Below are 10,703 nucleotides of genomic sequence, written 5' to 3'. Positions count from 1 at the left end.
CTACACTTGGCGGTAAATACCCGTGGCTAGACTTTCACTAGCTAGATTAGTGCCATGCCTGGCACACAATAAAAAAACCCCAAAAACACTGGGTTTTTGAGGTTTTGTAATTTCATGAAATTATCTCTTTGAGTACCATTAAGCATTTTTTATACTTTTTCTATCTTTTCACAACACCGCACAAATATTGCATTTCTCAGCAGTTAATAATCCTATCTTTGTCTCTCTTTTATTATCTTTTTATCTCTTAATGTAAGTTTAAACACCAAATAAACACCAAACTAAGAAAAAACACCCACGTCCCCCAAAATCGCTGTCTTTTCCCTTTGTTAGTAAATACTTATTTAAAGAGACTTATTATATATTTTATCTGTATTATATATTAGGGCCAAATTATTAAAGGTTACTGATTTTATACTGCTAATTTAAGTTACTATTAAACTATTTATAGTAAATACATCAATAGACAGTGCGGCTTGGTCTGTTGAGTATAGTGTATAATAAAGTCTTAGATAGATATTGTCTCAATTAAACTATGTGTTAAACAGTGAAGCTACCGCCATTATTTCTTTCGCTGTTTTCATTTGTTTAGTTTCGTTATGCTGCCTTATGTATACATCATCTCCATAATATGATATGTGTTTCTGCGGTGTCACTTTTATGCGAATTACTGTCATATTTTTATATTCAATTACATCGATATTGGATAAAACTGAAGTAATTAATTCTTTCATTAACGGAGAACTTCTAATAAACGATACTATCCTTCTACAGTAATCTTCTACAGAAATATTTAATAATTTAGCCTCTCTCTCAATTCCTACAACATGATGTTTCAATATCCTAATTGGTTCAACATTATCTAGTTCTGAAATTCTTCTAGCATCATCCTCTTTATCAGATACTCCAATAAATATAAAACTTTCTGTATCAGGACCAATGTTCGCCATAGCGCAAATTGTCTTAGTAATTTGATCTTCTAAACTTTTATCATATTTTCGATCATCTGATAATCTTAAAAAACCTTGCTTAAATTCATACCTTGGCGTTTCAATTTTTGATCTTAAAATTGAGTTTTCAAAATCGATAGCTAATCCTGCTCCATGCTTTAATGTAGAAGGAACTTTTTTAACAAAATACTTTTGTATTAGTCCTATAGTCAAATCAATATTTTTATTTCTATCTGCTGTATTTGTATAGTGAGTACTCATAGTAATTTTTGATTGAAGATTTTTAAGGCTATTAATAATACTATCATTATCATAAGGCGATAAATCTTCCTCAACCAATAAATGGTGAAACGCCATAAACACAGTATAAAAGCCATTTTTAACCGGACTGCGAGATGTAGGGTATATTGTCTTTCTAAAAAAATTATTTTCTAAACTAATACTTTCAATAGTATTTTTTAATACTGAGAATGTGTTTTTGATTTCAAGTTTTAGTTTGTCTACACTATATGAATATAAAGAAGCTTCTATTTCTTTATACAAAGTAGATTCAGGGTTATATGCCTCGTCTAATAACTCTTTACTTCTCGGGAAAGGTTGGTTTAGCAATATTGATATTGCAATATCTGCAATAATCTCTTCATCATCGCTATCTCTTAAATTTTGCACTGCTAAAATCCCTTGTTTCACCCAAAAAATATCTTCTGCTTTTAGTCCATAATTGTCATTAATTCTATTACTACCAATACTTATTTGAGGCATGTCAGGTAATAGAATAATTTCATTTGTAGAATCACCTCTGATATCAGCTGCTAGACTTCTTACTAAATCTGAAAATTCACATGATATTCCTGCCTGTCTCTTTTCTTGATTACTTAATCTTCTTCCACCAGAGTTTATTCGACCAAATATTTCAATTATAGTATCTTCTTGTATAGTTTGATATGATGTTGCAGCTAATTGATAATCTAAGAAATTAGCACATTCCGTTTCAGATAAAAACTGTGCTATCAAAGGAGTGGTTATAATCCCCGCATCTGATAATTGTTTTGCTCTTGCTAACTGACCAACATCAAAGTATTTATTATTAATACTAAATTCATTTTCTATAAAACCAAATATAGCATTTAGCCTTTGCATTCCATCCAATATTTCATATATCTCAATTCCATTTTCATCTTGCCTTTCAGCAAACAGTATTAACGGAATAGGATATTCATGTAAAATGCTATCTATTAGCATTTGCTTTTCTTTTTCCGTCCATACTAGCTTTCTTTGATATTTGCGATTAACCATGATTTGTCCATTACGATATCGTCTATATGCCTCTTGTATACTAAGTCCACTTGGTATAAGTCCCATAATATTTCACTCCTTTCAACCAAATACTACCACCTTTAGTCAAATCATGCAACAAAATAATACCTTATCATCCATATTTCATCCCATACTGAACAGTTGTACCAGTACACATAAAAAGGAGTAGATAAACCGCTCCACTAAATTAATTATAGGCTATCTGATGCCGGTAGCAGAAACTTAGCCGTTTCAAACAACCACCTTTGAAGGGTGAACCTATGATAAAATGGTAAACTACCACTTCATGGCATACTTCGGTAATATGAAGCTGAAAGATATTTCAACTGGAATGCTTACGGATTTCTTCAATTCACATAAGACAACGGATAAAGACGGAGTAGAATATCCACTAGCCCCATCTACAGCTAAGAAGTTATACACAATATTACAAAGTATATTCACATTTGCAGTGAATCAAAATTATATAAAAGAAACACCAGCAAAGGGAGTTATTTTTCCAAGTAAAGACGTAACAAAGGATGAAAAGCATAAGTAGCATAAGTACATGACTGAATCAGAATTAACACGATTCCTTACTATGCTTGACGGTTACTCAGACTTCAATACCATGATTAAGCTGCTGCTTTATACCGGAATGCGTTCCGGCGAACTCCTTGGGCTTCAATGGGAAGATATAGACTTCAACACCAAAACAATTCACATATGCCATACCCTTTCTGATGTTGGTGGCAAGCATTTCTTAACCACTCCTAAGACAAAGAATAGTAAGCGATACATTGCCATGAGCAGTACAGTTGAGGATCTACTAAAAGAACATAGAAAACATCAATTAGAATTACAGATAGCTATCCCAGACTTCGCACGTCCTGAAATGTTGTTTACATCAGCTCTTGGAAACTATAAAGATAGAGGCAGTCTTAACACATCATTTAGAAGATTCTTCAAAGGTACTGAATTTGATTTTCTAACCCTTCATTCTCTCCGACATTGCAATGCCACGCTATTATTAAACAGCGGTGTTGATATAAAAGTAGTTTCTGACCACCTGGGTCATTCTGATATTTCGGTAACTGCAGACATATATGCGGATGTATTGGCTTCCACCAGGAAAAAGACAGCAGAGGTAATTGATTTTAAGTTGGTCAAATAAGACTATAGCCAAAAAGGCAAATTATTATTTCAATAAACACCAAATAAGCACCAAATGCTTATTTCTAAGCATCAAAAAAGCCTTGAAACGTTGATATTTCAAGGCTTTCACTATTATTCTCATTATCTCTTTGAGAACTGAGGAGCACGACGAGCTGCTTTTAAGCCGTACTTCTTTCTTTCCTTCATTCTTGGATCTCTTGTTAAGAATCCTGCTTTCTTTAATGTAGGACGATAATCTGCATCAGCATGTAATAATGCTCTGGAGATACCATGTCTGATTGCACCAGCTTGACCAGTGAAACCACCGCCATGTACATTAACAAGAACGTCAAACTTATCAACTGTATCAGTTAATACAAGTGGTTGACGAACTATTAATTTCAATGTTTCTAAACCGAAATATTCATCCATATTTCTTTTATTTATAATAACTTTACCAGTTCCTGGTACTAAATATACTCTCGCGATACTACTTTTTCTTCTTCCTGTTCCGTAATATTTTGCCTTAGCCAATGTTATTGCCTCCTTTCAACCTTTCTGATTAATATTTAATCTCTAATACTTCTGGTTTCTGAGCTGCATTGTTGTGCTCTGGGCCAGCGTATACGTGCAATTTTGTAATCATCTGTCTTCCTAAAGGTCCCTTTGGAAGCATGCCTTTTACAGCTAATTTAACAGCTTCTCCAGGCTTCTTAGCATTTAATTCTCTTAATGTAGTTTCTCTCATACCACCTACATAATCAGAATGATTATAATAGATCTTTTGATCTAATTTCTTACCAGTTACTTTTATTTTATCAGCATTTACAACGATTACATAATCACCAGTGTCAACATGTGGTGTGTAAGTTGGTTTATTTTTTCCTCTTAATATCTTTGCAACCTCAGATGAAAGACGACCTAATGTGTGTCCGTTAGCGTCGATAACATACCATTTTCTTTCTATGGTTGCTGGACTAGCCATAAAGCTTTTCATGGTTTAACCTCCTTGGATTAATTAAAATCTCAATAATATTCATTGTTATATGTTAAAATACCCTAACCGGGGCTTGGCTCAAGTATTCTCACGTCACGTCTTAATATTATATAACATCTCGCCTGGTGTGTCAAGAGTTTTATTCTTTTCTCACATTATGTCAAGATTAATCTGCAAAATTTTTATGATATATTTATAAATTTACAATTTGTTGAAATTCTTATGCAGCTTCCATCTTTTTATATTGATTATCTTATATCAATTTCTTTTTTTCTAATTTTAATTAGTAATTTATCATTCTAATTTACAATCACTTATTTTCATCTTCTAAATCCGGATATTCGATGCCTTTTAACATCAATCCCTGGGCAGGTGCCTTTGGTCCTGCTGCCATCCGGTCTTTCTTTTCCAAAATCTCTTTTACATGTTCCGGCGGATAAATTCCAAGGCCCACCTTGACCAAAGTACCAACGATAATTCTTACCATATTATATAAGAAGCCGCTTCCTGATATGGTAATATCAATCATATCTTTATTTCTCTCGATATTAATCTCATATATTGTACGAACGGTATCCACTACCTGAGTGCGGTTGGAGCAAAAGCTTTTAAAATCATGTTCTCCTATTAAATACTCCGCTGCTTTTTTCATAACATCCACATCTAAGGGATAGTATATAAAATAAGAATACAGCCTATCCGTAGGCACCGGAAATCTGCTATTTAAGATTCTGTATTCATATGTTTTCCTGCTGTTGCAATACCTTGGGTGGAAATCCAAAGGCACTTCTCTGGACTTTTGAATCACGATATCCTTAGGTAATCTTTGATTTAATGCAAATGAAATTTTCTCACCGGGAATTTTTGTATTGGTATCAAATACGGCAACATTACCTAAAGCATGTACACCGGAGTCTGTCCTGCTTGCACCAATGACTAAAATTGGTTCCTTTAACAGTTCTGTAAGTGCTTTATTTATTACTTCTTCCACCGTAATTCCATTGGGCTGTATCTGCCATCCACAATAGTTGGTACCGTCATATGCAATCTCCAGCATGACTCTTTTCATTCTAACCTCGATTCTAGCGCTTTAGTGCTTTTTAATAACGATATCTTATAAATACTTATTAATCACTATAATCCCTGCCGCATACATAATTAGTACAAGATATGCCATCATATCTTTACCGGCATACTTTAATGGTTTCATCTTTGTTCTGCCTTCGCCGCCTCGGTAGCATCTGGCTTCCATAGCCATTGCCAAATCATTTGCCCTGCGGAATGCAGATACAAATAGGGGTACCAGCAGTGGAATTAAACTCTTTGCTCTTTTTATCAAGCCGCCTGATTCAAAATCGGCACCTCTTGCCATCTGTGCCTTCATAATCTTATCAGTCTCTTCCATCAATATAGGAATAAAGCGAAGAGCTATAGACATCATCATGGATATCTCGTGAACCGGTACTTTAATTTTCTTTAAGGGTCCCATTAACTTCTCCATACCGTCCGTTAATTGGTTAGGAGTTGTCGTAAATGTCATAATGGAAGAACCCAATAGCAAAAATATAAGTCTTAGCCCCATAAGAATAGCTGACTCTATACCTTCCCATGTTACTCTTATAAAGCCAATTTTAAATGCCTCATTTCCGGGAGTAAAGAACAGGTTGAATGCAACCATAAAAAGCAGCAAAAACAGGACCGCTTTTAATCCACGTAATATGAACTTAATAGGCACTTTAGACAGAGTTATTATGAAGCCGAGAAATACTGCAGCAAGTATATAGCCATAATAATTTTGAATAAAAAACAGGAATACAATATAAAGTATAGTGCCGACTAATTTTACCCTTGGGTCTAATTTATGAAGGATGGAATTAGAAGGATAATATTGTCCAATTGTAATATCTCTAATCATTTCTAATCTCCAATCCAATTCCCTTTTTTAACACTCGTAAAATCTCTTCTTTAGCTTCCTCCACTGTAATAGAGGTAGTTTTAACCGGAATTCCGCGAGCTTTTAATTCATTCATAACATAGGTAACCTGCGGTGCCGCAAGCCCTATTGCCTCTAATTCTTTGTAATTGGCAAAAACCTTTTGTGGAGTGTCATTAAATGCTACCTCTCCCTTATTCATAACAATTAATCTATCTACATATCTGGCTACATCCTCCATACTGTGAGAAACCAAAATTACTGTAATGTTGCTTTCCTTATGAAGGTATGCAATCTGATCTAAAATCTCGTCTCTACCCTTCGGATCTAAACCTGCGGTGGGTTCATCTAAAATTAATACTTCCGGTTTCATCGCTAAAACACCTGCAATAGCTACCCTTCTTTTTTGCCCTCCGGATAATTCAAATGGTGATGCATCCAATAAATCATTATCTAAACCTACCATTTTCATAGCTTCGTAGGCTCTTAGTTCTATTTGCAATTCATCTAATCCTTGATTTCTGGGGCCAAAACAGATATCTCTAAAAACTGTAGTTTCAAATAACTGGTGTTCCGGGTATTGAAACACAAGACCAACTTTATTTCTTAGATTTTTCATATTATAATTTTTATCATAAATATTTTCGCCATTATAATATATATCACCGCTGGTACCTTTCATTAACCCGTTAAGGTGCTGCGTCAAGGTAGATTTACCAGAACCGGTATGTCCGATTAATCCTATGAATTCACCGTCATTAATAACGAGATTAATATTTTTAAGTGCATGTTTTTCATAAGCTGTACCCGGGCTATATATATAATTCAATTTATCTATTATGATTGACATATTAACCTCAATTCCAGCGCTTCTACGCTTTTTGATAACGTCAGCAATTTTATGCATCTGCACTAATTGCCGGTTGAAAAAGCAATGTTTTTTCAGTCTAACCTTTTTCCGTATACATTCTCACATAAGCCTAAGCTTTCTATTATATAAATACGCTCATTTTTATAACTTACAAATAGCGTCCACCAAATCTTTTACAGATAATATACCCTCTGGTATGCTTAGACCGCTCTTCTTTAACTCAAAGGCTAATTCTGTTACCTGGGGAACGTCTAATCTATATTTCTTCAACAGATCGACTTTTGAAAAGATTTCTTTTGGAGTTCCCTCCATTACTATTTTACCCTCATCCATGACAAATACTTTATTTGCGGATATTACTTCTTCCATGTAGTGGGTAATCAGTATAACAGTCACCTTTTCTTTTTCATTTAATTCTTTAATCGTTCGTATTACCTCTTTACGTCCATTGGGATCTAACATAGCCGTTGGTTCGTCAAGAACAATACATTCTGGTTTCATTGCCATAATTCCTGCAATGGCAACCCGTTGTTTTTGTCCCCCAGATAATTTATTGGGGGAATGGGTTCTGTATTCAATCATACCTACGGCATTAAGACTTTCTTCTACCCTTTTCCAAATATCATCTGTAGGAACTCCCAGATTTTCAGGGCCAAAGCCCACATCTTCCTCAACTACAGTTGCTATAATCTGATTATCAGGGTTTTGAAAAACCATCCCTGCCGACTGACGAATATCCCAAAGTTTATCTTCATCATTGGTATTCATGTTTTTAAACCACATAGTACCTTCTGTTGGCACCAGAATAGAATTAATGTGTTTTGCTAAAGTAGACTTACCGGATCCATTATGACCTAAGATCGCAACGAAGTCACCTTTTTGTACCTCTATATTAACATGATCAATTGCACGATTAATAGACTCTACATTACCTTCTTCATCTCGTCTGATGTACTCAAATGTTAAGTTTTCTGATCTTATAATTTCCATGGCCCATCCCTTAATTCTCGTATTCTCGATTCAATTTCATCAACTTTATACATTGTAAATTATTATTATACTAAATGCAATGCCATTTTACAATTCTTTTATTATGTCATGGCCTTGTATAATGTTCCTTTAAATTTTTAATAATATTCTTGCTGTTTTCTCAATAGTTTATTATTTTCTTTAATAACTGTTTCATTGACATACATCAAATAATAGTATATATTTTTATGTATGTTAATGTTTGGCAATAGTATAAATAAATTGTGTACTAAAGGAGAAACCATATGAACGAAGATAAGAAATCAGAAATTTTTAGTTGGATAAAAATTATTGTTTCAGCATTTGTTATTGCACTTGTTATAAATAATTTTATTATTGTAAAAGCAGAAGTACCAACCGGTTCCATGGAGAATACGGTAATGACTCATGATCAAATTGTTGGTTATCGACTGGCCTATCTTTTCTCAAAGCCAAAGCGCGGAGATATTATAATGTTTCCTCTTCCAGATGATGAATCTACTAACTATTTAAAGAGAATCATCGGACTTCCTGGTGAAACAATTGAAATTATTGATGGAAAAGTGTACATAAATGGTAATACAGAGCCTTTAACAGAAGATTATTTAAAAGAAACTCCCAAAGGTTCTTATGGACCTTATACGGTGCCGGAGGATTCCTATTTTATGATGGGAGATAATCGTAATTCCTCTTTAGATTCGAGATTTTGGGAACATCCTTTTGTAAAGAAGGAAAAGATTATTGGAAAGGCTGTATTTCGTTATTCCCCCAAATTAGGCTTTATTGAGTAAGATACATATCCAATACCAAGGTCAAAAATGAATTATAAAAATAGCTCCTTAATATATCGTTTTTATCTAGGTGCGGGTTCCGAAAGCCCTCCACCCCAACACATTGTATGATGCCTTAATCCCAAAAGGCGAAGAATCTCAACTAATATGTGAGGTTCTTCGCCTTTTAGTTTTAGAATGACAGTTTACAACAGACATTCTTTTATATAATTTATGTTTTTAATGCTATTTACACTAATTCAATTAAAACTTCCATAGCAGCATCACCTTTACGTGGTCCAATCTTAACGATTCTTGTATAACCACCATTACGGCTTACATACTTAGGTGCAATTTCATCGAATAATTTATCTGTTACATCAACAGTCTTTGTATTCTTCTTCTTAGCTGCTGCTTCTGCTGGTACTTCTGTAACAGTGTAAAGAACTTTAAGCATTTGTCTTCTTGCATGAAGACGGGATGCTTTGTCTTTCTTAATTGTTTTTTCAACGTTATCGTATACAGTAACTTTCTTACCGTCTACAACTTCCTTTACTCTTTTGCCGTCTTTATCTTTACGAGCAACCTTAGCAGTTACAGTTACAGTATCGTAATTATCTTTTTCTTTAACAGCTAATGCAATCATACCTTCAGCAATTTTGCGGATTTCTTTTGCTTTTGCTTCAGTAGTCACGATTTTGCCATGATATAATAAATTCGTTACTTGATTTCTAAGCAACGCTTTTCTCTGACTGGAAGTTCTTCCTAGTTTTCTATAGCCTGCCATTTCTTTCCCTCCTTTGACCTCTGTCTTTAGTCTTCACTACTAGCAAGTGATAAACCAAGCTCTTTTAGCTTTGCAAGTACTTCTTCCAAGGACTTACGACCAAGGTTTCTAACCTTCATCATATCTTCAGAAGTTTTGTTAGTTAATTCTTCAACCGTATTTATACCTGCTCTCTTCAAGCAATTATAGGAACGAACAGATAACTCTAGTTCGTCAATATTCATTTCAAGAACTTTCTCTTTCTCATTATCTTCTTTTTCAATCATAATTTCTGCAGTTCTTGCATTCTCGGATAAATCAATGAAAGAATTCAGATGTTCGCTTAAAACTTTAGCAGCTAAACTAACCGCTTCATCTGGTCCTAAAGTTCCATTGGTATAAACATCTAGTGTAAGCTTATCAAAATCTGTTATCTGACCAACACGAGTGTTTTCAACAGATATATTAACACGTTCTACAGGAGTGTAGATAGAATCAATTGGGATAACTCCAATTGGTAAATCTTCATTCTTGTTTTTATCTGCACTAATATATCCTCTACCCTTTGTAATAGTAAGTTCCATATATAATTTACTATCAGCACCGCCATTCAGTGTTGCTATTGGTATTTCAGGATTAAGAATCTCTATATCCGGATCAGCCTGAATATCAGCAGCTGTTACAACTCCTTCACCTTCGAATTCAATGTATGCAGTCTTAGGTTCATTTGTTTCATTGGAGTTTTTAATTGCTAAGCCTTTAATATTCATAATGATTTCAGTTACGTCTTCTTTTACACCAGAAATAGCACTGAATTCGTGAACAACACCGTCGATTTTAACTTGACTGACAGCGGCTCCGGGTAAGGATGAAAGCATAATTCTTCTTAGAGAATTACCTAGTGTTGTACCGTATCCTCGTTCCAAAGGTTCTACTACAAAACGTCCAAATTTTTTA

The 10,703-nt window shown here is 34.2% G+C and carries 12 protein-coding genes; 3 read left to right on the top strand and 9 right to left on the bottom strand.

Annotation, left to right across the window (positions count from 1 at the left end; genetic code table 11):
• Positions 1–533 precede the first annotated feature (533 nt).
• Complete coding sequence (locus RT261_RS20750) at positions 534–2,312, bottom strand: DUF262 domain-containing protein (RefSeq protein WP_313135071.1); 1,779 nt, start codon at positions 2,310–2,312, stop codon at positions 534–536.
• Positions 2,313–2,535: 223 nt separating this feature from the next.
• Between RT261_RS20750 and RT261_RS20745 the strand changes: the two genes are divergently transcribed.
• Complete coding sequence (locus RT261_RS20745) at positions 2,536–2,805, top strand: phage integrase SAM-like domain-containing protein (RefSeq protein ID WP_313135070.1); 270 nt, start codon at positions 2,536–2,538, stop codon at positions 2,803–2,805.
• A gap of 9 nt (positions 2,806–2,814) precedes the next feature.
• Positions 2,815–3,420 carry a site-specific integrase gene (locus tag RT261_RS20740; protein WP_313135069.1) on the top strand — a complete coding sequence of 202 codons (606 nt, stop codon included), beginning with the start codon at positions 2,815–2,817 and terminating at the stop codon, positions 3,418–3,420.
• A gap of 122 nt (positions 3,421–3,542) precedes the next feature.
• On the opposite strand, the gene rpsI is transcribed toward RT261_RS20740, so the two are convergent.
• The 6 genes from rpsI to RT261_RS20710 form a co-directional block, all read right to left on the bottom strand.
• Positions 3,543–3,935, bottom strand: a complete 393-nt coding sequence (rpsI, locus tag RT261_RS20735) for a 30S ribosomal protein S9 (protein ID WP_313135068.1) — start codon at positions 3,933–3,935, stop codon at positions 3,543–3,545.
• A 28-nt stretch (positions 3,936–3,963) separates the two neighbouring features.
• Complete coding sequence (gene rplM / locus RT261_RS20730; RefSeq protein ID WP_313135067.1) at positions 3,964–4,398, bottom strand: 50S ribosomal protein L13; 435 nt, start codon at positions 4,396–4,398, stop codon at positions 3,964–3,966.
• 310 nt (positions 4,399–4,708) lie between these two features.
• Positions 4,709–5,467 (bottom strand): tRNA pseudouridine(38-40) synthase TruA, encoded by a 759-nt coding sequence (truA, locus tag RT261_RS20725; protein ID WP_313135066.1) that lies wholly within the window; start codon positions 5,465–5,467, stop codon positions 4,709–4,711.
• A gap of 45 nt (positions 5,468–5,512) precedes the next feature.
• Complete coding sequence (locus tag RT261_RS20720) at positions 5,513–6,313, bottom strand: energy-coupling factor transporter transmembrane component T family protein (protein WP_313135064.1); 801 nt, start codon at positions 6,311–6,313, stop codon at positions 5,513–5,515.
• Entirely contained in the window at positions 6,306–7,181 is an 876-nt protein-coding gene (locus tag RT261_RS20715; protein ID WP_313135072.1) for an energy-coupling factor transporter ATPase, read from the bottom strand. The genes RT261_RS20720 and RT261_RS20715 overlap by 8 nt, the downstream gene beginning before the upstream one ends.
• Positions 7,182–7,343: 162 nt before the next feature.
• Positions 7,344–8,192 (bottom strand): energy-coupling factor transporter ATPase, encoded by an 849-nt coding sequence (locus RT261_RS20710; RefSeq protein ID WP_313135063.1) that lies wholly within the window; start codon positions 8,190–8,192, stop codon positions 7,344–7,346.
• A gap of 284 nt (positions 8,193–8,476) precedes the next feature.
• On the opposite strand from RT261_RS20710, the gene lepB reads away from it, so the two are divergent.
• Positions 8,477–9,001: a signal peptidase I gene (lepB, locus tag RT261_RS20705; RefSeq protein WP_313135061.1), complete on the top strand. Its 525-nt coding sequence runs from the start codon at positions 8,477–8,479 to the stop codon at positions 8,999–9,001.
• A gap of 229 nt (positions 9,002–9,230) precedes the next feature.
• Here lepB and RT261_RS20700 read toward each other — a convergent pair whose 3' ends face one another.
• Both RT261_RS20700 and RT261_RS20695 read right to left on the bottom strand, forming a co-directional pair.
• Positions 9,231–9,767, bottom strand: a complete 537-nt coding sequence (locus RT261_RS20700) for a bL17 family ribosomal protein (RefSeq protein WP_313135060.1) — start codon at positions 9,765–9,767, stop codon at positions 9,231–9,233.
• A gap of 26 nt (positions 9,768–9,793) precedes the next feature.
• Positions 9,794–10,703 (bottom strand): DNA-directed RNA polymerase subunit alpha (locus RT261_RS20695; RefSeq protein ID WP_313135058.1); only part of this gene is annotated, 910 nt, incomplete at its 5' end.

The organism is Anaerocolumna sp. (assembly GCF_032079385.1).
GTDB lineage: Bacteria > Bacillota > Clostridia > Lachnospirales > Lachnospiraceae > Anaerocolumna.
The sequence above is the reverse complement of the archived record's forward strand: the minus strand, read 5'-3'. Positions and strand labels throughout refer to the sequence as shown.